General features: G+C 50.0%; 21 protein-coding genes, 1 riboswitch and 1 other annotated feature. Of the genes, 3 read left to right on the top strand and 18 right to left on the bottom strand.

What is annotated here, in order from left to right:
• Positions 1-47: 47 nt before the first annotated feature.
• The 6 genes from DWY25_RS04840 to DWY25_RS04815 form a co-directional block, all read right to left on the bottom strand.
• Complete coding sequence (locus tag DWY25_RS04840) at positions 48-1,106, bottom strand: ABC transporter substrate-binding protein (RefSeq protein ID WP_117894295.1); 1,059 nt, start codon at positions 1,104-1,106, stop codon at positions 48-50.
• A gap of 159 nt (positions 1,107-1,265) precedes the next feature.
• Positions 1,266-2,303 (bottom strand): ABC transporter ATP-binding protein, encoded by a 1,038-nt coding sequence (locus DWY25_RS04835; RefSeq protein WP_117894294.1) that lies wholly within the window; start codon positions 2,301-2,303, stop codon positions 1,266-1,268.
• Between the two features lie 10 nt (positions 2,304-2,313).
• Positions 2,314-3,096, bottom strand: coding sequence for an ABC transporter permease (locus tag DWY25_RS04830; RefSeq protein WP_117894293.1), 783 nt, complete (start codon positions 3,094-3,096; stop codon positions 2,314-2,316).
• Positions 3,096-3,926, bottom strand: a complete 831-nt coding sequence (locus DWY25_RS04825; protein ID WP_117894292.1) for an ABC transporter permease — start codon at positions 3,924-3,926, stop codon at positions 3,096-3,098. Before DWY25_RS04825 ends, DWY25_RS04830 begins: the two co-directional genes overlap by 1 nt.
• 63 nt (positions 3,927-3,989) lie before the next feature.
• A riboswitch (purine riboswitch) is annotated at positions 3,990-4,090 on the bottom strand.
• A gap of 196 nt (positions 4,091-4,286) precedes the next feature.
• Positions 4,287-4,973, bottom strand: a complete 687-nt coding sequence (locus DWY25_RS04820; protein WP_117894291.1) for a peptidoglycan-binding domain-containing protein — start codon at positions 4,971-4,973, stop codon at positions 4,287-4,289.
• Between the two features lie 113 nt (positions 4,974-5,086).
• Positions 5,087-5,764, bottom strand: coding sequence for a hypothetical protein (locus tag DWY25_RS04815; protein ID WP_147336661.1), 678 nt, complete (start codon positions 5,762-5,764; stop codon positions 5,087-5,089).
• 350 nt (positions 5,765-6,114) lie between these two features.
• On the opposite strand from DWY25_RS04815, the gene DWY25_RS04810 reads away from it, so the two are divergent.
• The 3 genes from DWY25_RS04810 (at position 6,115) to DWY25_RS17590 (ending at position 8,871) form a co-directional block, all read left to right on the top strand.
• A complete protein-coding gene (locus tag DWY25_RS04810; protein WP_181981698.1) occupies positions 6,115-6,561 on the top strand; it encodes a PTS sugar transporter subunit IIA in 447 nt (148 codons plus the stop codon).
• 18 nt (positions 6,562-6,579) lie between these two features.
• Complete coding sequence (locus DWY25_RS04805; RefSeq protein ID WP_117894288.1) at positions 6,580-8,475, top strand: BglG family transcription antiterminator; 1,896 nt, start codon at positions 6,580-6,582, stop codon at positions 8,473-8,475.
• 171 nt (positions 8,476-8,646) lie between these two features.
• Positions 8,647-8,871 (top strand): hypothetical protein, encoded by a 225-nt coding sequence (locus DWY25_RS17590; protein ID WP_147336660.1) that lies wholly within the window; start codon positions 8,647-8,649, stop codon positions 8,869-8,871.
• 41 nt (positions 8,872-8,912) lie between these two features.
• Here the strand turns inward: DWY25_RS17590 and DWY25_RS04800 are convergent, their stop codons facing one another.
• From DWY25_RS04800 to DWY25_RS04745, 12 genes are all read right to left on the bottom strand, one after another.
• The gene (locus DWY25_RS04800; RefSeq protein ID WP_117894287.1) at positions 8,913-9,989 is read right to left on the bottom strand and encodes an SIS domain-containing protein; all 1,077 of its coding nucleotides are present in this window, start codon (positions 9,987-9,989) and stop codon (positions 8,913-8,915) included.
• Between the two features lie 10 nt (positions 9,990-9,999).
• On the bottom strand, positions 10,000-10,965 hold the full coding sequence (locus DWY25_RS04795; protein ID WP_117894286.1) for a DUF7916 family protein: 966 nt from the start codon (positions 10,963-10,965) through the stop codon (positions 10,000-10,002).
• A gap of 1 nt (position 10,966) precedes the next feature.
• Entirely contained in the window at positions 10,967-12,064 is a 1,098-nt protein-coding gene (locus DWY25_RS04790; RefSeq protein WP_117894285.1) for a PTS transporter subunit EIIC, read from the bottom strand.
• Positions 12,065-12,067: 3 nt separating this feature from the next.
• A complete protein-coding gene (locus tag DWY25_RS04785; RefSeq protein ID WP_039863684.1) occupies positions 12,068-12,388 on the bottom strand; it encodes a PTS fructose transporter subunit IIB in 321 nt (106 codons plus the stop codon).
• 219 nt (positions 12,389-12,607) lie between these two features.
• Positions 12,608-13,435 carry a DUF1963 domain-containing protein gene (locus tag DWY25_RS04780; protein WP_117894283.1) on the bottom strand — a complete coding sequence of 276 codons (828 nt, stop codon included), beginning with the start codon at positions 13,433-13,435 and terminating at the stop codon, positions 12,608-12,610.
• A gap of 67 nt (positions 13,436-13,502) precedes the next feature.
• Entirely contained in the window at positions 13,503-14,159 is a 657-nt protein-coding gene (locus DWY25_RS04775; RefSeq protein ID WP_117894282.1) for a hypothetical protein, read from the bottom strand.
• Positions 14,160-14,287: 128 nt separating this feature from the next.
• Positions 14,288-15,277: an ABC transporter ATP-binding protein gene (locus DWY25_RS04770; protein WP_006057662.1), complete on the bottom strand. Its 990-nt coding sequence runs from the start codon at positions 15,275-15,277 to the stop codon at positions 14,288-14,290.
• Complete coding sequence (locus DWY25_RS04765) at positions 15,274-16,281, bottom strand: ABC transporter ATP-binding protein (protein ID WP_117894281.1); 1,008 nt, start codon at positions 16,279-16,281, stop codon at positions 15,274-15,276. Before DWY25_RS04765 ends, DWY25_RS04770 begins: the two co-directional genes overlap by 4 nt.
• 13 nt (positions 16,282-16,294) lie before the next feature.
• Positions 16,295-17,221: an ABC transporter permease gene (locus DWY25_RS04760; protein ID WP_006057660.1), complete on the bottom strand. Its 927-nt coding sequence runs from the start codon at positions 17,219-17,221 to the stop codon at positions 16,295-16,297.
• 13 nt (positions 17,222-17,234) lie between these two features.
• Positions 17,235-18,158, bottom strand: a complete 924-nt coding sequence (locus tag DWY25_RS04755; protein ID WP_117894280.1) for an ABC transporter permease — start codon at positions 18,156-18,158, stop codon at positions 17,235-17,237.
• 212 nt (positions 18,159-18,370) lie between these two features.
• Entirely contained in the window at positions 18,371-20,017 is a 1,647-nt protein-coding gene (locus tag DWY25_RS04750; protein WP_244925929.1) for a peptide ABC transporter substrate-binding protein, read from the bottom strand.
• Between the two features lie 320 nt (positions 20,018-20,337).
• On the bottom strand, positions 20,338-21,984 hold the full coding sequence (locus tag DWY25_RS04745) for a peptide ABC transporter substrate-binding protein (protein ID WP_117894278.1): 1,647 nt from the start codon (positions 21,982-21,984) through the stop codon (positions 20,338-20,340).
• Positions 21,985-22,101: 117 nt separating this feature from the next.
• Positions 22,102-22,309, bottom strand: a binding site (T-box leader).
• Positions 22,310-22,731: the final 422 nt, after the last annotated feature.

Raw genomic sequence — 22,731 nt, 5'->3', positions numbered from 1 at the left:
CCCTGCCTTGTCGTTGCTTCCTGAGCCTTCAGGAAGATTTCCAGATGTTAGTTGTTGATCGTGCGGTTCCACTGATCCGTCCACTGCGCCATCAGCGGGTTGACAAACGAATAGTCGATTGACTTCGCGCGTTCCGCTACGTCGCCGTAAGTCATGTTTGCGGACTGTTCCGGCGTCAGTTCCACGTTCTTATTAACCGGGCCTTCATTCAGCGTAACCGCGGTGACGGACTGCAGCTCCTGAGAAATCCGCCAGTTGATATACATGTAAGCCAGGTCTTTGTTTTTGGAGTTTTTGTTGATATCAATCGTATTGAAGTTGGCATAGGTGTATTCCGCCGGAACGACGAATTCCACATCCGGAGCCGCATTCTTGATGACCGGCACACCGAAGTCGCCGACGACCGCAACCGCGATTTCCCCGGCCGCAAACATATTTGCCAAATCGCTTGACTTGGAATAGGTTCTGACGATATTGGATTTCAGCTCGTTCAGCGCTTCAAACGCCGCTGCCCCGTCGTCCGTCGTGATATCGACGCCCTTGTAGTCGGAAGCCAGGTAAACCATCGCCGGGCCAAAGGTCGTCGACAGCTCTGGAATCGACAGCTTGCCTGCCAGTTCCGGCTTCCACAAATCCGCCCAGCTGGTAATTTCAAAGCCGACAGCTTCCTTATCATAAATGATGCCGATGCTGTTGAGCGTATAAGCTGGACCGTATCCCTGAGCGACCGTTGATTTCGCGCCTTCGATGATGTTGTCCAGATTCGGAATCTGGGTGGTGTCGATCTTTTCAAACAGGTCGGCAACATAGCCGTTGGCCGCCGCAGCCTGCGACAGCTCGATGACATCGACCGTGGAATCCGGGTTGGTGGACAACTTGGTATAACGGTTGGCCGTCGTATCGGTTTCCAGGATGACCTTACAGTTGCACAGTTCCTCAAACGGACCGTACACATCCTCAACGAGCACGTCTTCGCTTAACCCCCAGGTTGAAACGGTCAGCGTGCGCTGGCCTTCGGTCTGGCCTTCACCTTCCGGCTTGCTGGAACAGCCGCTCACAGCCGCAATCATGGCCAGAGCGCAGAGCGAAATCATCAGCTTTCTCATTTTCTTTCCTCCTTAAAATGTCAGCTTGTTCTTGTATGGAATCCTGAGCGGGAACCGATCACTTTCCCTTGGAGTTTCAGTGAAAAGACCGGTTTCTTCTCAGAAGCAGAGTGGTTTTTTAAACTGCGGCAAATTCCCTGCGAATCGGTTTAACCGGAATTAAACCAATACGATCTTCGCGGCCGGCAGCTGGATTGTGATCGTGTCGCCGGCTTTGTAAAGCGCGCCGGAGCCGTCGTTAACGACTAAGCGCCCGATCGGCGTGCTCAGCTCATATTGATAGCTCTTGCCTAAATAGGTACGGACTTCGATTTTAGCCGTGACAGTGTTGCCAGCGGCCTCCCCATTCGTGACGATTTGGATATCGTCCGGACGGATCGTGCCCAGGCATTCGTCCTTTCCGCAATCCATCTCGGCGGTGAAGAGGGAGCCGTCGTTAGCCCGATAGGTATTTTCTTGAGTCTTGCGCAGCTGGATGAAATTCTCAAAGCCGATGAACCGCGCGACAAACTCCGTTTTCGGCCGGGAGTAAATTTCCTCCGGCGTGCCGAACTGTTCGATCACGCCGCCGTTCATGACCGCGACTTTATCCGAGATCGAGAAGCATTCTTCCTGATCGTGAGTGACAAATACCGTCGTAATGCCCAGCTTCTTCTGCAGCCGCTTGATCTCGACGCGCATGTTCAGACGCAGCTTCGCGTCCAGGTTGGACAGCGGTTCGTCCAGCAGCAGTAAGCGCGGTTCAATGACCAGCGCCCGGGCCAGCGCGACGCGCTGACGCTGCCCGCCGGAGAGCTGCTTCGGAAAGCGCTGAGCGTACTCCGTCAGATCGCAGACCTCCAGGATCTCCTTGATCTTGCGGTCCATTTCCGCCTTTTCCATCTTTCTCAGCTTTAAGCCGAACGCAACGTTTTCATAGACGCTTAAATGTGGAAACAGCGCGTAGCTCTGGAAAACCAGACCGAAGTTGCGCTTGTGCACCGGCACTTTCGTCATTTCTTCCGTATCGACAAACAACTGACCGCTGCTGGGAATGATGAATCCGGCAATGACCCGCAGTGTCGTCGTCTTGCCGCAGCCGGAAGGTCCTAACAAGGACACCAGCTCGCCTTCGCCGATCTCTAAATTCAGGCCCTTGAGGATCTGGGTTTTGCCGTCATAGCTGACGTTGATATCGTTTAAGGTTACCTTTGACATGCTTTTCCTCCTACTTCGTCAGGGCCCCGATGCCCAGTGTCTTTTCGACCACAAACATGATCGCGATCGTCGCCGCCATCAGCAGCACGCTGACCGCCGAAACCGTCGGATCGTAGAAATATTCGATGTAATTCATCAGCGCCGTCGGCAGCGTCCGCACGCCCGGTCCGCTTAAGAACATGGAAACCGGAATGTTGTTGAAGGAATTGATGAACGCCAGCATAAACGCCGCGACAATCCCTGAAGAAATATTCGGCAGCACAACCTTGAAGAACGCCTGCGCCTTGCCGCAGCCCAGCGTCCAGGCCATTTCCTCAATCGAGAAATCAAATTGTTCCAGCGCGGAACCGACAACCCGGATGACGTAGGGCAGCACGACCAGGAAGTGACCGATCAGTAAGCCCTGCATGACCGGCAGCTTCAGCTTCAGAACGATGAACTGATATAACGAATAACCGACGACGATGCCCGGAATGATCGTCGGGGATAAGAAGAAGCTTTTCAGCAGTTTTTTGCCTTTGACGCTGTTGCGGCTGAGCGCATAAGCGGCCGGGACTCCGACCAGCAGCGCGATCAGCGTCGCCACGATCGCCAGCATGAAGCTGAGCTGGAAGCCGCTGAGGAAGGATTTCGTCGCGAAGACGTTGGCAAACCATTTGAAGGTAAAGCCGGAGATCGGGAAACTGATCGTCGGCGCCGTGTTGAACGCCGTCACCGCAATGATCGCCAGCGGCAGAAACAGAAAGCCGAACACCAGACAGGCATAGAAGGTCAGAAATTTATTTTTACGCATCAGTTTTCACCCCGCTTATCCAGCCGGCCGGCAATGGCATTGAGTCCCTTCATAACGATCAGCGTCGTCACGATCATGACTAACGCTACCACGCTCGCGCCGGTCCAGTCGTTGAGCGTCATCGCCCGCTGATAGATCAGCGTCGACAGCAGCATGTTTTTCGGACCGCCTAATAACTGCGGCGTCGTGTACGCCGTCATCGCGCCGGTAAACACCAGCACCGCCCCGGTGATGATACCCGGAATCGACATCGGCAGAATGACCTTGAAGAATGAAAGCAGCCGGCTGGCGCCCAGACTTTCCGCCGCTTCCATCATGTCGTTGTCAATGTTTTCCATGACGCCGACCAGCGTGATGATCATTAGCGGCAGAAACAGATAGATCGTACCGACGAGAACGGAGAATTCCGTATACAGCATCGACAGCGGCTGATCAACCAGATGCAGCGTGGAAAGAATCTGATTCACGATGCCGTTCTTGCCGAGAATGTTGATCCAGGCAAAGGCCCGGATAACCGAGTTTGTCAGCATCGGAAACAATGCGACGGACATCAGAATACCGCGCCATTTCTTTGAGACCCGGGAAATAAAATACGCCGTCGGAATCCCCAGAATCATGCAGACCAGCGTGCAGACTAACGCGATCCGCAGCGTCCGGACAAAGATTTTGATGTAATAAGGATCCTGGAAAAAGGCGATGTAGCGGCTTAACGTCACCGCTCCGCCTTCAAACACGGTCGGTAACAGAACCGCCAGAAGCGGAAGGATCAGCACGACCACAAGCAGGATCGTGATCGGCGCGATCAGCAGGATTGTTGACTGTTTTTTCATGAGTTCCCCTTCCTGATTTCAAATAAAAAACTTCTACCGGCACGATAGAAGTCACAGACAGAGTTGTCCCTTGAATTCTATCGTAGTCCAATATATAGCCATTGGGTAGAAACTCTTCACGCTGTTCCCTGTGAAGATATACGATAAGACTCAATGATTATAGCATAGAAATGTTTTTTGCAAAGTTGAAAATTTGCTTTCATTTGTTTTTTTTCGTTCTTTCCTTAAGAAAACGCCTTCATTGAGCGGGATTACCGTTTTTTCCCTCTTTAATAGTGTGGAATTTTCCAGGCTTCTCCATTCTCAATTTTAATTTCTTTACTTACTTATGTAAGGCAGGCATGGACCTGCCTTGTCGGCTTACGGATCGATCACCGTCGGAGTCCGCCCGATACCGACGACTTCCGCCGCGATGCGTTTCCAGGTCTGGCAGCCGGCAATGCCGTCCGCGCCTAAACCGTTATCGCGTTGATACTGAATCAGCGCCGTCCGGGTCGCGTTGCCGAATTTACCGTCCAGCCAACGCGTCGAATACCCCAGCGCGTTCAGCGCGTCCTGCAGCACCAGCGTGTAGCAGCCGACCGAGCCTTCGCGCAGCGTCGGGAATCCCGATGTGCCGCCGCAGGCGCCGCGGGCATACCGGCGGTCGAAGTGAACCCAGGTCGGCGTCATCGACAGCGGTTCGACATACCCCCAGACGCCGAGGTTATTCGCGGTCCGCCAGATCTGATTGCGCTGACTCTGCGACAGCCGCTGGCCGACGTCAAAGGAAACGCCGACATAGTGCTGCGACTGCAGGCCGTGGCCTCCCTCCCAGATTCGTTTAAACGCGTAACCGACCGGAATCGCCGCGCCGTAGGTGCGGCGGGGGGCGTTCCAGGCTTCCATCGCCGTGGTCGTCGTCCAGAAAACCGTGGACCGGCTGGAACCGCGGAACTCCCGGACTAGCAACGTCCGTCCGTAGGAATACGGCATCGGATCGTTTTCTGCCCGCCATTCTGTATAAATCTGATTGGTGTCCGGATCATAAACCATAATTTTTGCCATTGATCTCACCTCCTCATTCATGTCTATGCGGGAAAAGAAAAACGGCGTGGATAAACGCCGGTCTTCATGAAAGTTTAGGAGTATGAACAGCGCATCCGGGAGCGTCAGCCAACTCATTTATCTAAAAAGGAGAAATCGGCGTCAAACAAGGAAAGCAGCTCTTTCAGCGCGGATTCAGATAGCAGAGCTTCGCTCGTCAGCTGCACGGTGATCACACGGTTTTCCCGCTGCAGGAAAAAATAGGCGTCCTGTGTGCCAGGAATCTGCGCCTGCCGGATCTGTCGGATTGCCGCCTGCGGATCCTTGAGGATCTGGCCTTCGTCAAACGTCAGCGATGCAAGCCAAGTTTCGTCAATTTCTTCCGGCAGCCGCAGACAACCTGTTTTACAAGGCATCTGTGCATTTCGCTGTCCTTTCAGATAGCCGCGCAGATCCTGCTTCATCAAATTCATGAGCTGCGAAGGCCGTGCCGATTCGATCAGCGACACGCTTGCCGACAAAGGATTGCCGGTATCCTCACAGCGCAGCTGCACTGAGTAATTGAGTTCTCCCAGAGCATCGCGATGCGCATCCTGACCGCTGGCTGTGAAATGATCGCAGCCGAAAGGTTTCAGCGATAACAAGACCGGCGATACTCTTTCCTGGTGTTTGAAATATAGATAAGCGCCCAGGGCAACGACAAGTACACTCAGCAGACACCGGTTCCGCCATTTCCGGCGTTCCCGGCTGCGTTCCCATCCCTTTTTGAAATAATTCCTCAGCAATGTCATCGGATTTTCGTTTTTTAACATCGTCATTCATCCCCCGTGCAGAAACAATCTCAAGCTACTTTGATTATAACTGATTTCCCCTCCGAATACCGTTTTTTTATCTTGCTTATGCTATCAAAATCATACTGTTTTTGGCCTACCCGCTCATTTTGTAATTCAGCAGCGGCTCTCAACCTTATCCTTTTCGCAACCCTTCATTTAACTGGTAATTTTTTCCATCTTTTCCCCAGGCTCTCACCACAGACTCGCTTGTTATAATAGACTTGCCTTCCTTTCAAAACATCCCTCTTTTCTGTCACCGTGAGGCGTAAAAGTAGAAAATGAAGTTCCTTACCGGAATCGCTACAATGAAATCAGAAGGAGTACAGTTCATGAGTGAAATTATAAAACAAGAATATATTCATCTGCATTGCCCGGCCGCCACCAAGGCAGAAGTTCTGCAGACGGCGAGCCGCTGGGCCGCGGAAGCGGAGATCATCGCGGATGCAGCTTTGTTTCTCAAAGGCTTATGGGATCGGGAGGCGGAGTTTTCCACCGGGGTAGGCGACGGGATCGCAATTCCCCACTGCCGGCTGGAATCGATCCGCCAGCCGTCTGTTTTCTTTGCCCATCTTGAACAGCCAATCCGCTGGAGTTCAGAGGAGGAAGTCGATCTCATTTTGGTATTGGCCGTTCCGCAGTCCAATGCGGAAAACACGCATATCCGTTTATTATCCCAGCTTGCCCGCAAGCTGGTCGACGAAGTCTTTGTCAGTCAGCTCCGCGAGCTGGATCAACCCGCGGCGGTCTATGCTCTGTTCAACGATATTCAGCTGTGACGCAAGGAGGTGAGCTCCATGCTGAACGAAAAAATGTTTCAGCTGATCCAGCTGCTGAAGCGGGGACATTCCCCGCTGACCAGCGGCATGCTTGCCCAGCAGCTTAAGTTATCCGCCCGCACTTGCAAGCGTTACATTGCCGAGTTAATTCCGCTTTTGGAACAACACGGGGCCCGCATTTTATCCGATAAGACAGGTTACCGGCTGGAAATCATCGACGCCGTTTGTTTTGAAGCTTTTTTACAGGAAAAAACAAAGGTTTTTGAGTTCTCCGAAAACAATGGCGAGCTGCAATTCGAAATCTTGAAAAGTCTGCTTGTGAATCCGACAATTTCGCAGTCGGAAATGATCGATCAACTGTTCATTTCCCGTTCTACTTTGAATAAGCTGATGGTTGAAGTCAAAAAGACATTGAAAGAAAACGGGATTCTTTTAGCGAACCGGCCCTATTATGGATATTACATTGTCGGGGAAGAAGTTGATATCCGCAATTTCATGGTGAGAACTTTATTTGTGACCGCTTCCTTTCTCTCTGCCGAACCGGAATTGCTAGACCGCATGCCGTTTGTGCTCAGCCGTTCGGTCAGTCAAATCTGTCAGATTCTGAAAGCGGAAGGCATTCCGCCGGAAGAAGATCTTGTGCATTACTGTTTGAAATATCTGATGGTTAGTCTGTGTCGGATTCAGGGTGGAGCCCAATTGCGGCTTTCACTGCCCAGCTTAAGTGAAACGCTGCAGCCTGCTGTTCAACGGGCGGCGTCCGCGATCCTGGATCTCTTTTGCGGTCCGCTGACGATCAATGACGAAGAGCGATTGTATTTCGCGTCAATCATTGGTAACCGTACCCCGCTGCCGCCGGATGAAGCGCTGGCCTCCGCAGATTGGCTGCGGGAGCTGGTCGATGACATGCTCAACAACATTTTGAATCTCTGTAAGGTCGACTTCCGCAGTGATGCAAAACTGAGAAAAGCACTGATGACACACTTATATGCCTCTTTTTCGCGTTACTATCTGAAAGCCACGCTGCCCAATCCCCTGATGACGTTGATTAAATCACAATATGTCGAAGCTTACAATTATTCGTTGATCGGATGTGAAATGTTAAAGGAAAAACATCATCTGGCAATCAACGATGATGATATCGGCTACATCGCGCTGCATTTTGCGGCCGCCTTGGAAAAAGACAGAACCGCAATGTTATGCCGAACGGTGATCGTTTGCGGCAGTGGAATCGGAACTTCAGAGCTGATCCGGCTGCGCCTGAGCCGGAAGATTCCTCAGCTGATCATTCAGGACGTCCTCGCTTCCTACGAATTGCCTGACTTTTCCGCGATCGACGTCGATTTTATTATCACCACAGTCCCGCTGCCGGCAGGAAATAATCCGCTGCCGTCAATTTTAATCAGTCCGATGGTAACCAGCGAGGATATTCATAAGATTGAATTCATGATCCACAATTATTCATCGCTGCAGTATCTGCGTTCTTTGTTCCGGCGGGAGCTTTTCTTCCCGGCGGTGGACGGAAAGACCAAAGCGGAGGCGTTAGATTCTCTGACGGCTTCAATGGTAGAAACGGGCTTGATCAGCGAAGCGTTTGCGACAGCGATCAAAGAGCGGGAAGCGATGTCTTCGACAGAAATCACAGAAATGGTTGCGATCCCGCATTGTTTCCTTTCCGTTCCCATCGACACGATGCTGGCAATCGGAATTCTGAAAGAACCGATAATGTGGGGAAGATCCCGCGTACAATTATTATTTATCGGAATTATCAATCCCGCCGTCAAAAAAAATAAATGTGTATTTCCTATGATTTACCGATTGATTCAAGATCCGGAGAAAGTCCAGCGGTTAATCCGGCAGACAGAGGCCGACGCCTTCTTGCGCATCTTATTTGAAAGTATTGAAACAGAATAATCTAACCTCACGTCCTGGAAAGCGCTCAAGGAATCATACGTTTTTCCAGAACGTGTTTTTTTCCTTTATCCGCCGTTATACTCCTTTTATTTGAATCGAAACTGACGAAGTCCTGTTTTATTTTTTAACACCGATACCCGTTGATGACAGCTCGGTTGGAAATTCAAAGGCATGGGAAAAGTGCTTCCTTTCAATCCCATTCCTTTACATAATCCATTTTCTGATAAAAAAAGACTGTTGGCTGGATCCCGCTCGTCAGGCGTTTTCCCGGCTCAACCGTCTTTTCCCGTGCTTGATTCAATATTTCTGAAACCGTTCCTTCTTAATCAATGGATTGTGGTCTGGCTGGCAGGATCAGAATTCGCCATGAAGCGAGCGTTTCCTGAATTTCAATGAGCTTTTGCGTTATCAGCACAAACTAATTCCGAACTCAAGACTTAAAGCTTCTCAGTATATTGATGCGTCTGGAAGTAAGGTTTTTCATTCTGCGCGATCGGCAGCGTCAAATCGACACCTTTGGCCTGAGCCAGACACCAGCTCAGCACCTGAATTGCACAGGGAAATTCCAGCGCCGGGAAGCAGGATTGCGGTGTAAACGCCAGATCGGATTCGTCAATCGGATTCGCACCGATCAAAAAGCCGTTGCCGAACTCGCATTTCGCAAACCGGGCCAGTCCTCGGGCGCGGTCGTTTTCCCGGCCGCCGTCGTTCATGACCAGTACGCACAGTTGCGGATGAAAGCCCAGCGTCGGACCGTGCATGCCTTCCTCCAGCTCATAGCCAATTGACATGACCTTGCCGATTTCAATCAATTTTAGAGCCCCTTCCAGCGCCGCACCCCACAGACCGTCGATTCCGTACACCGCGAACATTGCCGAATTCAGCAGCTGCGTTTCATTTCGTTTATACCAGGTCATCGCCTGAGTCTCAATCTGCGGCCAGTTTGTCAGCGCGGCTTCTATCTGCGCAATCAGTTTCTGTTCTTCCTCCGCGGTGATCGTATGACGACGCAGACCGATTTCCATCGCGATCAACAGCTGGACCACCATTCCGGAAACATAGCCGACCGTGCGCATCTTGTATTCCTCATCGGCGCACATCATATCGACGTGCACGCCGCATTCCTGCGACATATACTGGTTCGGGTTCTGCGTGACAGCGACGTTTGGCAGCCCTTGCCGCTGCGCGGACTGCAGCGCCTTGCGCGTTGTGACGGAGGTTCCGGATTGGGAAGGAAAGATTGTCAGAGCGTTGGGATTGCGGACAGTCCGGTCATAAAGATATTCATTGGGAGTCATCACGGATACCTTGAGCTTTGTGATCCGTTCAATCCAGCCCTTCACACTCATAACAGAATTATAAGAACTGCCGGAACCGACATAGACCAGCTCGTTCAGATCATCCAGCCGGTCGGCCAGATATTCAGCGAGCGGCCGCAGGTTTTCTTTGCGGGTCGCGATTAACAGACGGCCTTTTTCAGGCACACGTTCGATCCATTGAATTAACGGTAGCATATTTTGCCTCCTAACGTCTGACCGACGTTGCCATCCGGCGATAGGTATGCCGGCGGCCGCGGATCGCCATGGAATAATGGAAAATGTTGAGCGGATCCGGAACTTGTTCGTTATAACCGGAATCGCCTAAGTCATGAATGTCCGCGCCGGCCATTTTGGCATACAGTGCGATCTGTTCCACCGTCTGCGGGAAAGCGCCTTCTTGGGAAGTATGCACGCCCAGCGAAGCCAATGCGCCCTGTTCGTGAATCAGGTCAACATAGTGTTTGCATTTTGCCAGATCCCAGCCCGGCAGTGAACCCGGCGCGGGAATCCCAACAATATTGACCCCAGCCTGAATGAAGGACACAATCTCCTCCTCCGTGATCAACTCTTTAAACCCAGCTTTCTGATTCAGGATGCCGGGGCCGTGCGGACGGTTGAACTGCAGGATCAGATCATCTCCCAATTCCTGACGTACCGCGGTAAACAGTTCGGTAAAGGATTCCAGACGAGCCCAGCCGGAGACGCAGATATGCTTGACACCTAAGCGCCGGGCGGCGATCATCCGCGTGGCTGTGGCGACGATTCCTTTTCCATAGACCTGTTCTGTCCGTTCAACGTCTTCCGGATTGCACGCAAACATCAGGATTGATAACGGGCGGCCCACGATCTCGCTGATTTCCTGGAATGTATACCCCTGACCAAGCGGAATCTGAACGCTCTGTTCCGTTTCCTCGTCCCGTGCCGGATCTTTACTTGCCCAGCCGGGGATGTAGGGATTGAACGGATCGTAGGTGTCGATATTCACAATATCGGCGCCAAAAGCAGCGACCAGTTCGGCATTGGTGACATGATCGACCAGATTAGCCCCGCGGATCCGGGCTGCAGCGCGGATAATCCGTCCTTCAGACATCCGGATCGCGCTTAATAATTCAGTCGGGCTCATCGCCGTTAACTCGCTTGGCGTTGCGGATAAAAATCGTTTTTGTGTCATATTAAGCCTCCTTCTGTTTCATTGCTTTTTGAGCCAGACGCATCCTCCGCAGCAGAACCAGCACCGCAACGGTCAGTGCGCCGATCAAGATTGAAAGCATATATAAGAACGGCTTTTCCATTAACGGTACCCCGAGGATGCCGCCCGGCACGGTTTTCGGCATGTGAACGCCAAACAGATAAGCGGACGCCGCGGCCAGACCGCCGCCCAGGCAGTTGATCGGAATCATGAACAGCAAGTCGGACAACAACAACGGCAGGCCGCCTTCCGCAACGCACAGCAGGCCCAGGATTAACGCCGGCGTGCCGCTGGCCTGTAAATCCTCATCAAACAAATGTTTGCGAACGACAAACTTATCCAGCAACGTTGCCAGACCGAAACCGATTGCCGGAACGACAGAACCGATCGACAGCGGTCCTTTGGAGAAGCCGGCATCTGCCAGCTGCAGCGTAATCGCCATGAACCCTTTGGAAACCGGGCCGCCGATATCAAAGGAATTCCCCGCGGCCAGGATAAAACTGACAGCCACACCGCCTAGATTTCCAATCACACCGATCAGCGATACAATGCTTTGCGTGATCCAGTTGCCAAGCGGATTGATCACAAAGTAACAGGCTAAGAAAACCGCCAGGGTGCCGATCAGCGGATAGACGACCATGTTCATCACCGGCAGATAGGTACGGCTGACCTTAATGCGTTTTTTCAAAGCGTTCATGAGATAGCCGCCCAGGAAACCCGTGATCACCGCGCCGAAGAAGCCGGCGCCGGACAGGACGGAAAGCAGACCACCGAAGAAGCCGACGATCAGGCCGGTGCGGTTGGCAATGGAATAGGAAATATAGGCTGCCAGCACCGGATACATCAAATCACGGCATTGCGGACCAGCGACTTGCTGCATCCAGGCAAGACAGCGTGTCAGAGCGTCGACACTGACCAGTGCTTCCGCCGATTTAATATCCAGTCCTAACATCGAAGCCGCAACCTGGGCTACGCCCATGACGATTCCCGGCGCGACGATCACTGGGATCATATAACCAATTCCGGTCATCAGATGTTTCTGGAATGTAGTAAAGCCTTGTTTCATTGTGGTGCTGCTCATCGATCATCCCTCCTTTTCAAAAAAACGTTCGATCACTTCATGAGCGTGGTGGAGTATTTCGTGCATACTGGAATGAACCGTTTTTGCTTCGTAGCCTTCAAAGCGTTCCTCACCGCTGATCGCGATGTCGTTCGCCAGAATAATCAGACTGGCTTCGTTGAGATCTTCCCGCGTCAGCTCGTTTTCAATCCCGGCAAACCCCTGCGTTTCGACTTTGGCTTCGTAGCCCATCCGCTTTGCTTCGCCTTCCAGCTTGTCTGCGACGATGTAGGTGTGGGCAATCCCTGCGGGACAAGCACACAGCCCGACAATTTTCTTTTTCATTGCGGTTCCCCCTTTCTTTACTTTCATTGTAAACAGGAACCACTGGGACTTCATCGCTTATCCGCGCCGCTTTCAGGACAGGATATGGACGCATATTTTTTCCCATGAGCGGGTCAGATTTAAGCTCGAGATTCACTTTCCTACTATAAGAAAAACGACCGGTGCCTTCCAGTCGTTTTGTAACCTTGTTTCTATTTTATATGGGACAGCCGACTCCCATTACCCGCACTCATGAAACGCACAGACATGATGGAAGTTCCGCTGGGCTAAGTCCTGCTTGCGGATATAGAAATACAGACTGCCGGCGTCCAGCCAATATTGTTCATAATCGGAGCTGAGCAGAAAGCCTGTCTGGAATAAGTTAATCCAATCCTGAGGCTGTGTTTCTTCCTCATCGGGACTCAGTGACTTATGCATAAAAACAGCTGAGCTCAACACCTCATTCTGAATGATATCCCCGTAGCCCAGAAATTTGAAAACGCGATCATCATAATCGGAGCGAGGCGGATACCCAGCCAGCGCCGCGTCCTCCTCATAACGTTCGTCCCATTCCTCGTATTTCTTTTCCACATCATAAAACTGTCTGTATTCTTGATTGCCCGGGTGATCGATCAGCGTGTGATAAGTCATGTTGAATTCCGGAATCCGTTCTTCCCCTGTTAATTCTTCCGGCAGCGGGCGCGGCTTAAGCAGCGTTAAATCGCCGTCATAGTAAAATACGTTACGGTCCCATTGTTCGTTTTCTTCATATTCTACTAAATCGAAAAAGAAATAGAGAATTCCGCTCGTTGGCAAAAGATGATCCAAATCATACGGAATCAGGTCCTCTAACAGAATCTGTGCGATGAATGACAGCGGGTGAGGTGTGGAAGATTCCCATCCGCGAGCATTCTCAAAATACGGCCAGACAAAATCCGGCGGCAAATCCGGGATTCCGCCGATCTTGGAATGCAGCTGCGCACAGGGGTGAGCGGCGCGGCCGGTAGCGGCGATGATCGCGTTTTTCTCCAGACTTTTCAGATGTTGAATCCAGGCTTGTTTTTCCATTGACTTTCCATCCTTTCTTTATTTCATTTCTCCGCCGCTTGTGCGGGAAAAAGAAAGTCCTATGTTTTTAATATTCTTGAATAAACGATAGATCTGCGGTGAATAAGCTAAGCAAGGCCTCGATTTCTTCTTCTGTTAATTGCATTTGTTGACTTAACTGCACAGCCATAACGCGTTCATTTTGTCTGATAAAGAAAAAGGATCTTTCTAAACCAGGAAACTGGAAAGCGTTCAATTCCGCAGCCGAGCCATTCTGCATCTGTTCCAGATTCTCCGGTGAATTTGTTATGGAATCCAATGTGGCTGTATCCACCGAATCAGGCAAGCGCAAACATCCCTGATCACAGGCACTTTGACTTTCTTTATCCCATTCCGCTGCCGTTTTGAATTCTGTTAACATCTGATTTTGGAGCCATTTTTCATCTTCGGCGACCCATAAAACAGCGTCTGCAACCAGACTTGTTTTTTCAGCTTCTTGACATGACATTCCAATCCGATAGGTCTGCCTTCCTTTGGGATCTTGATCAGCCTCTTTCCTGGATACGATGTAATTCTTACATCCAAAGACTTCCATCGAGAGCAGCTGCGGCGTGATTCTTTCCTGTTTTTGATTGTACAGGAAAAGGAAAAGAGCGGTCATCGCGAGCAGAATATACTTTCCGTTGTTACGAAGCAAACCTTCTTTCAATATGCGTTTAATTTCATCCATGTCGTCTTTAAACATAAATTATCCCTTTCAACCGGCCTCTATGCTTTCATTGTAATCTTTTTTATGGCTTTTGCCTATCAACTTCATTTATTTGTAAAAATTAAAAAACACGGAACTTCCTAGGAAATCCCGTGTCGTAAAACTTATCTTTTCAATCCCGCCTGAAACTGGAAGCAGGAAACCTGACGGCCGTTGATGATCGAAGGCTGCGGTTTGGCTTTGGCACATTCCTCGGTCGCATACGGACAGCGGGTGCGGAAAGCACAGCCTGACGGCGGATCCAGCGGACTCGGCAGCTCGCCCTGCAGGACGATCCGCTTCTTGGACTTGCCAATTTCCGGATCTGGAATTGGAACAGCCGATAACAGCGCTTTGGTGTAAGGATGCATCGGGTTGTGATACAGATCGCTGCTTTCGCCGATCTCCACCATATTGCCCAGATACATGACGCCGATCCGATCAGAAATATGTTTGACCATGCTCAGATCGTGAGCTACGAACAAATAGGAAATACCCAATTCCTTCTGGATGTTCTTCAACAGGTTAATAATCTGTGCCTGAATGGAAACGTCCAGCGCGGAAATCGGTTCGTCACAGATAATGAAATCCGGATTCAATGCCAGCGTTCTGGCAATCGAAATTCGCTGCCGCTGACCGCCGGAGAATTCATGCGGATAACGGCGGATATGATCTGGTTTCAATCCAACGATTTTCAACAATTCCACGACCCGGTCTTCGCGTTCTTTTGAACTGTTGTAAATGTTGTGGATATCCATCGGTTCCCGGATGATTTCGCCAACTGTCATCCGCGGATTCAGCGATGCGTAAGGATCCTGGAAAATCATCTGAACTGATTTCCGGAATTCTTTTAATTCTTTGCCTTTCAGTTTGGTGATGTCCTGACCTTTGTATTCGATCGTTCCGGCTGTCGGCTCGTATAATTTAACGATGGTGCGTCCGAGTGTGGATTTTCCACAGCCGGATTCGCCGACTAATCCGAAGGTTTCACCTTTATGAATTTCAAAGCTGACGCCATCGACCGCTTTTACGATCTGCTTTTTCGCAAACATGCCCTTGGTGACGTCGAAATGAGTCTTCAGGTCGGTAACTTTTAAAATGACTTCGCTGTTCATTTTTTACCCTCCCTTTTCTTCAACTCGTTAAGCCAGCAGGCACATTCATGTGTTTTGGAAAAAGCGGTAGCGGAAGGCATCTGTTCCTTACAGATCCGCATGGCCTTTTCACAGCGGTCGACAAAGGGGCAGCCCTTCGGCGGATTTAATAAATCCGGCGGTGAGCCCGGGATCGGCTGAAGGTCTTTGTCATCATCCTCCGGGTTGTTGATACAGTTCAGCAGCCCCTGAGTATAGGGATGCTTCGGTTCATAGAAAATTTCTTTGTCCGTGCCGATTTCAACAATCTTGCCGCCATACATAATCGCAATCCGGTTGCACAGACTGGCCACGACGCCCAGATCGTGGGTAATCATGATAACGGAGGAACCGAGCTTCTCCTTCATATCCTGGATCAGTTCCAGCACCTGCGCCTGGATCGTTACGTCCAATGCGGTTGTCGGTTCGTCCGCAATGATCAGCTTCGGATTGCAGGCCAGCGCCATTGCGATGATAATTCGCTGCCGCATGCCGCCGGAAAACTCGTAAGGATATTGGTTCATCCGCTTTTCCGGAGACGGAATGCCGACCTGGCGCATCAGATCGATCGCCTTTTGTTCGCATTCTTTCTTCGACATCTTCGTATGATTCTGCAGCGGTTCGATCAGCTGCGTCCCGATTTTCAGAACCGGATTCAAAAACGTCATCGGATCCTGGAAAATCATCGCCATGTCGTTGCCGCGGATATGCTGCATCGTCTTTTCATATTCCGTATGATTCTTAAACGCGGATTCATGGATTTTCTTGCCGTCAAACAAAATATCCTCCGCGGTGATCTTACCGTTATCCGCAAGTAAGCCCATGACGGAATACATCGTCTGGCTCTTGCCGGAACCGGATTCGCCGACGATACCGAGCACCTCCTGCGGATAAACGCAGAACGAGACGTCGCGGACCGCGTGAACGGTGCCCTGATCGGTGGAGAAATCCACAGTCAGATGATCAACTTTTAACAGTTCATTCATGGTGTTCTCCTCCTTATCTCTTCTTCGGATCCAGCGCTTCGCCGAAGCCGTCGCCGATGAAGTTCAGCGACAGCATCGTCAGACAGATCGCGGCGACCGGCCAGATAATCTGGACCGGATAGCTCTGAACCAATCCGCGGGCTTCCGAAGCCAAAGTGCCCCAGCTGGCCTGCGGCGCGCTGATGCCGATACCGATAAAGCTCAGAAACGATTCGGTAAAGATCGCGTTCGGCACCATCAGCGTGGCGGAAACAATGATTGGTCCCATACAGTTGATGATCAGATGTTTAAACAGAATCCGCTTCTTACTGGCGCCGATAACAAACGCCGCCATGGAAAATTCCTGCTGCTTCAGCGTCTGGATCTGCGAGCGAACCTGCCGGGCCATACCGACCCAGGAGGAAATGGAAATGCCCAGCAAAACCGAAAACATATTCGAACCGAAAATCATCATGATCAGGATGACATACAGCATTGACGGAATCGCATAGATGCAGTCGACAATCCGCATCATAATCATATCGACCTTGCCGCCGACAAAACCGCTGATCCCGCCGTAAATAACGCCGATAATCAGATTCAAAAACGCGGCGACAAAACCAATCGTGAGGGAAATCCGTGCGCCGTACATGACGCGCACCATGATATCACGGCCCAGCTTGTCCGTGCCCATCAGATGCACCATGTTCGGCAGAGCGTTGCGGTTGGCCAGATCCTGGCCGTCGTAAGTGAAGGGGGAAACCATCGGAATGATGATCGCCGCCAGCGTGATTAAGATCAAAAAGATCAATCCGAACAGAGCCAGCTTATTCTTTTTAAAACGCCGCCAGGCATCCTGAAGATAGGTTTTGCTTTCAACGGCGATAAACTCGTTGTTTTTCTCGCTGCTGTCCAGCGGCTCAAACATGCTGTCATCCAGCATCAGTTCTTTTTCTTCCATCGCTAGCTCCCTTCTAGCTGTCCAGCTTGATCCGCGGATCAACGACAGCGTTTAAAATATCGGTGATGATGTTGGCGATGATGATGAAGGCCCCGAAGAAAATCGTCAGCCCCATAATCATCGTATAGTCACGGTTGGAAATACTCGTAACATATTCCGCGCCGATACCCGGAACCGAGAACAGACTTTCAATGACGAATGAACCTGTCATCAGCGTGGCGATCAGCGGTCCGGCGTAGGTAATCACTGGAATCATCGCATTTTTCAGACCGTGCTTGATGATGACCTTCAGCTGTGAAGATCCCTTGGAGCGGGCTAAGACCATATAATCCTGACGCATAACTTCCATCATGCTGGAACGGGTCAGACGCGCGATCATCGCGATCGGTGAGAGCGCCAGGGAAACTGCCGGCAGCACATAATGCTTCCAGCTCGATAATCCCACAATCGGGAACATGTGCAGCCAGACGCCAAACACAATCATTAAGAGGAGCGCCAGCAAAAAGCCTGGAATACTGACACCGGCCGTCGCGATGGCAATGACCAGGTTATCAACCCACTTATGTTTGGTAAACGCTGCGACGGTACCCAGCGTGATTCCCACGACCATCGCAATGACAAACGAAACAAAGCCCAGCTTCGCCGTTACCGGCATGCCAATCGCGATGATCTCGTTAACACTGCGGCCTTTACGGAAGGTCGAAACGCCGAAATCTCCCTGAACCGCGCTTTTCATATAAATCACATATTGTTCCAGCACCGGTTTGTCCAGGTTGTACTTCGCCATCAGTTTTTCCTGAACAGAAGCCGGAATTTTTGTGTTTTCACCGGCAAATGGCGAACCTGGTATAATCTTCATCAAAAAAAAGGTCACGGTCGCCAGAATAAATAACGTTAGAATTCCAACGCCGATTCGTTTTAATACATACTTAAACATAAAAAAGCCCCCTTTCCTGCAAAAACTGTCGATTCAAGCATGACCGGACAGATTGAATCCAAAGTTTTTGTAATAGTTTTATTCTATCTTCTTTTAAGTCACTTGTCAATTTGTTTCATATTGTTTTCTGAAACATTTTCCATTCTTTTCTTTCCTTTGTTTTCTTCCCCCACAGGGGAAGAGGTCTGGACAGCCAGACCTCTGAAGAGTCATTACTTTTCGATCGTGCAGTAGCCGTAGAATGGCGTCGCCCCGACATGTGTCGTATTTTTAACATAGGTTTTCTTTAACATTGGATCGCCATAGTTAAACAGCGGAATGAGGTAAACCTGATCCTGAACCAGATAATGTTCAATGTTATGGAGCGCTTCCATGTATTCTGTATAATCGACAATATAGGTCGCGGCATCCATCATCTTGTCATATTCCGGATCATCGACCGCCGGCGTCTGCTGCTGGGTTGTTGTCCACAACGTTAAGAACTGAGATGGATCATCGCTGGATGTGTAACCGTAACGGGCAATTTCAAAGTCGCCGTTGAAGATCTGATTGTAATAAACGCCGGATTCGACAACTTCCAGTTCGCAGTCGACGCCGATCGCTTTCCACATTCCCTGCAGCACTGCCGCCACGTCCGCGTGCAGCGTCGTCTGAGAATACTTATACGTGATCTTTAACGGATTCGATTCATCGTAGCCTGCTTCTTTTAACAGGTTCTTCGCTTCTTCCGGATCATATTCCAGGAACTTCTCTTTTTCATCGCTTTCCGTCCGGAAATCCTTTTCTGCGCCTTTCAAGCCATTCGGCACATATCCGTTTAACGGTACATAATAAGAAGGATCGCCAACCGCGGTAACCATCGCTTCTTTATCGATCGCCAAGGCCAGCGCACGGCGAACGCGCACATCCTGCATCCACTCCGGACCTGTCGGCCCGCTGTTGATGACTAAGAAATAGTTGGACGGACTTTCAACCTTCCACAATTCTTCTTTGTTTTCATAAGTCAGCGGCAAAGAGGAATTCACACGCAGCGCAATGTCGATATCGTTATTTTTAAACGCCAGCGCCTGAGCATCCATATCCGTCATAACCTGGAAGGTAATCTTATCCAGTGTGATTTCGTCAGCGCGGTAATAGTTTTCATTCTTGGTGACGATAATCTTATCGTTTTCATTGCATTCTTCTAAAATATAAGGACCGACGCTCGGATAGCCTGGAGCGAACGACCAGGTGGAATCATGCTGCGGCGCGAAATCAGCGCGGACTGGCATGAAAGCGTAGGAATTCATCAAGGCTTTAAAGAAAGCACAGGGTTTGGTCAGCTGGAATACAAGCGTCGTGTCATCAACCGCCTGAACCCCCGGAATCTGCAGACTTTCCGCGTCCTGGGTATCGTCGCTTTCATAAGCGGCGGCGCCGTCCAGATACGTGACCAGATTGTAAATCGACCATGCGTTTTCAGCGCCATAGGTCAGCGCACGGACAATTCCATAACGGAAATGCTCCGCCGTTAACGGAACACCGTCGCTCCACTGGATTCCCTCTTTTAATTTAACGGTATAAGTCAGGCCGTCGTCGCTGATTTCACAGCTTTCCGCCAGATCCGGAATCAGATTGTTATCCTCATCCTTAGTAAACAAAGTGCCGTAAGTATGCTGCATAACATACCCGTTGATGATTTCGGAATTTAACGCCGGATCCAAGGTCGTAAACTGTGCCCCGACCGCGACGGTCAGTTCATTTGTTTTTACCGGATCCTGTGTCGACGTCTGGCCGGAACCAGCCGTTCCTTCTTCTTTTGTACTGCAGCCCGCAAATAGAAGCATACAGGAACAAACTAAGGCTATCCACTTTTTCATATAGAATCCCCCATTCTCTTTCTGGATTGTTCTTAATTTTACACCCATGAGAATAATTGTCAACACTTTCATGAAATATTATTTTATTTTTCATGAAAATATTTTCATGAGCTTCTGTATGATTTGAATATTCCTTCTATTTAATCCTCTAATTTAACACTGAGTTTTAGCACTGCCTTCCCTGCCGGAAAACTTTGCAAACCCATTGCCGATCTGAATTTGGCAGGGTCATCCGCAAGTCAGGTTTTAATTGCAACTAGACTTTGAGCCTTTGTAAAAAAGAAGAAGGATGGTGTTATCCATCCTTGCTTCGTTTCGGATTACTCAGCCGCAGCCTCGACAGTAACGCTGCCGAAGAACGGGTTCAGTCCCCACATCTGGACACCCTTGACATTGGTTTTTAACAAACATGGCGTATTGTAATTGAACAGCGGAATAACATAGACCATTTCCTGAACCAGATACCGTTCAGCCGCGTGCAGCGCGTTCATGTATTCTGTGTGATCAACCAGATATCCCGCTTCATCGACCATCTTATCATAAGCTGGATCGTCCACCGCGGCAACAACCTGCTGGCCGGTTGTCCATAAGCTCAGATACTGTGACGGATCATCGCCCGCACTGTAGCCATAGCGGCAGATTTCGAAGTCGCCGTTATCGATCTGATCATAGAAGACGCCGGATTCAACCACGGTCAGTTCGCAGTCAATGCCTACATTTTGCCACATCTGCTGCAGAATCTGCGCAACATCGGCATGCAGCTGGGTCTGCGAATATTTGTAAGTCAGCTTCAGCGGATTGCTTTCATCATATCCTGCTTTGGCCAACAGGGCTTTCGCTTCTTCCGGATCATATTCCAAATATTTTTCCTTTGCGTCTTCCTCCAAACGGAAGTCGCCTTCTGCTCCGGCTAAGCCTTCCGGGATGTAGCCGTTAAGAACCTTGTAATATTCGGAACTGCCTACCGCGGTGACCAGCGCATCCTTATCAATAGCCAGAGCTAACGCGCGGCGGACATCGACATTCTGCATTGTTTCCGGACCTGTGGAACCGGAATTGATGGCCAGGAAGTAGTTGGAAACATCCGGTTTATTCCAGATTTCACCCGGATTGGAATAAGTTTCAGCTAATGTCGGAGTGATCGACAGCGCAATATCAATTTCGTTGTTCTTAAACGCCAGAGCCTGGGCATCTGTATCGCTCATGACCAAGAATGTAATCTGCGGCATCGTAACGGAATCCGCGTCATAATATTTATCATTTTTCACAACGATTGCTTTTTCATTTTCATTGCATTCTTTCAATACATAAGCGCCCACTGACGGATAGCCCGGTTTCAGCGCCCACAAGGAATCATGCTGCGTAGCGAAATCAGCGCGCAGCGGCTTCCAGACGTTGTTGGTCAGCATCTGCGGGAACCAGGCGCAAGGTTTCTTCAAATTCAGAACCAGAGTCTGATCATCCGGTGTTTCAATTCCCTCAATCGTGTCGTTTTCCGGATCAAATGTGTCGTCAGCCAGAATTTCTTCCGCGCCTTTCAAATAAGAGCTTGGGTAGTAAACAGCCCATGAATTTTCCGCGCCGTAAGTCAAATTTCGCAGAATCGCATATTCAAAATCTTTAGACGACAGCGGCTGATCATCGCTCCAGATAACACCTTCTTTTAATTTAAAGGTGTAGGTCAGGCCGTCGTCAGAAACGGTGTAGCTTTCGCACAGATCGTTGACAATGTTGTTTTCCTCATCCTGACGGAACAGACCGGCTGTGGTATGCCGCAAAACATAGTTGTTGACGGTTTCTGTGCTTAACCCTGGATCTAAGGTTGTAATCTGTCCGCCGATCGCGACTTTCAGATTTTCCGGATCCGTTCCGGTTGTCGTTGCAGCTGAACCGCCTCCATTGCCGCTGGAGCATGCGCTGACCAGCATGAGCATTGCCGCGCAGAGAATCATTCCTAGCTTCTTCATTTTCTTTCCCTTCCTTTACTTGTTTGACCGCGGAGATGAAACTCCGCAGGCGTAGGGTATGCCGATAACAGCCGCAATAGACTAAGTCCGCAGTAATAAAAAAATCGTTTCTAACATTCTAGAAACGATTGATCGCGGTACCATTCTAGTTGCTGACAGTTAATGCCAACCCCCTCAATCCTTAACGCGGAAACACGTGAATTCCTATTTTGTTCAGAATTCCATCTCCCAGATGCGCTTCATCATGCCTTGGCCGCGAACCTTACACCCTCGTTCGCTCGCTTTCGACCGCTTTCATGATTACTCTTCTGTTCATCGATTTTGATTAATCCCAGTTTACAGCGCAGAGTGGGGGTTGTCAAGCAAAAAATAAAACTTTTTCATAAATTGTAAATTTTTCATTTTCGAGATATGAAAGCAAATAAAAAAAACATCGGATCCTTACAGACCAGTCTCGAAGTCGGATGTGCTTTGCGATAGTAAATCCGGCTGGATTCTGTTTCTAAGTTGCTTTTCAAAAATTTTTGAGGTCTTAAAACTGTTCGCGTTCCCAGTGAGCTTTCAGTTGGAAAGAAAGCCGGATAGCCGCAAACAAAAAAACAGGAAGAGCCAGCCGGCATCATGAATATCTTTTGGAAGTTGACAATGCCTGATCGCCCCTTCTTCCGGGTCGGCATGGTTTATCAGGAATGACCGCAATCCTTTTCAGTCTCCTTTGTATTGACAAAGTGATCACCGCCAACCGGC

The sequence above is a fragment of the Holdemania filiformis genome (genome assembly GCF_003459085.1).
In the GTDB taxonomy this organism is placed as follows: Bacteria; Bacillota_I; Bacilli_A; order Erysipelotrichales; family Erysipelotrichaceae; genus Holdemania; species Holdemania filiformis.
This window is presented reverse-complemented; position numbering and strand designations above follow the sequence as displayed.